Origin of the sequence: Empedobacter sp. GD03865 (assembly GCF_029840775.1) — a bacterium.
GTDB lineage: Bacteria > Bacteroidota > Bacteroidia > Flavobacteriales > Weeksellaceae > Empedobacter > Empedobacter falsenii_B.
Window position 1 is genome coordinate 1 of sequence record NZ_JAOCDF010000073.1, and the last position, 1,199, is coordinate 1,199.

The window sequence follows — 1,199 nt, forward strand, 5'->3', positions numbered from 1 at the left end:
TCATTCTGATTTCTATGACAAAACCAAGTTATTTTTATAAATATTTTGATTTTTAATTAGTGCATAAATCCGATGAATAATTTTATTTCTAACAGCATTTAAAACAGACATTTTATTTTTCCCTTCTTCTACCTTTCGATGATAATAAATAGCCAAGTCATTGTCTAAACGAATAGCACTCATTGCAGCTAAATGCAATAGTTTCTTCAAATCTTTATCAGCCATTGATGAAACTTTCGGTTTTCGCCTTATGGAAGTTCCAGATTGAAAATCAAATGGAGCTATTCCAGCATAGCAAGCCATTTGTCTAGGTGTATTTATGGTTGTAAAACCATCTGTTTTAATCAACATATTAAATGCTAAAACTTTTCCTACACCAGGAATTGATTGTATTCTTTTATAATGATTATGAAGCTGTTCATCTTCGTTAATTAATTGATAGATTCTTTCTTCTATTTCATTAATTTGTTTCGTTAAGACATCAATAAGCTTAGTGTTTAAGCGTAATACAGCTTTATCCATAGTTGATTTTAAGAATTGTTCATCTTTTGCTTGAGCTAGTAATCCTGCTCTTATTTTAACGCGATGTTTTCTTTCAGCATTCAATAATTTTATCTTTTCAATGACTTTCGAATTAGGCTTCCACTGTTGAAGATCCATATAATTTTTAAGTAAAAATACAGCAATACGTTCGCTGTCAATTTTATCATTTTTACCTCTAACTAATCCCATACTTTTTTTCAAATGCAAAGGATTGATGACATAAACAGCAAAAGAATGTTGAATTAATACGTTGTAAAGAAGGATGTTAAATCTCCCTGTATTCTCCATTCCAATTAGAATATTTTGTCTCTTAACAAATTGTTTCAAAAAAGATTTGATAGCTTTTTCAGTATTAGCAATAGTATCAAAACGATTCACTCCATTTTCTTGAATGCAGATGTCTAAAGTTAATTTACTCACATCAATACCAATAACAATTTTTTCCATAAATTTGAATTTAATGAGAAGAGAAACTTATCAATAACTCGATTCCTTACTAATGGGTTTTTAACCCGAATTTCTATTTGAGAATTTGATAAGAAAGAGTTGAGTCTTAATCAGAATATGAGATTATATAGCTCTGAACTCGTTATAGTGTACTCAAACTCTTTTCTCTTCTTTTTATACTACAATTTAAGATTTTCAAATCTAAAGGA

At 28.7% G+C, this 1,199-nt stretch carries 1 protein-coding gene; it reads right to left on the reverse strand.

Annotation, left to right across the window (positions count from 1 at the left end; translation table 11 throughout):
* Window positions 1-12: 12 nt before the first annotated feature.
* On the reverse strand, window positions 13-990 hold the full coding sequence (locus N5D46_RS14665; protein WP_038337380.1) for an IS110 family transposase: 978 nt from the start codon (window positions 988-990) through the stop codon (window positions 13-15).
* Window positions 991-1,199 lie beyond the last annotated feature (209 nt).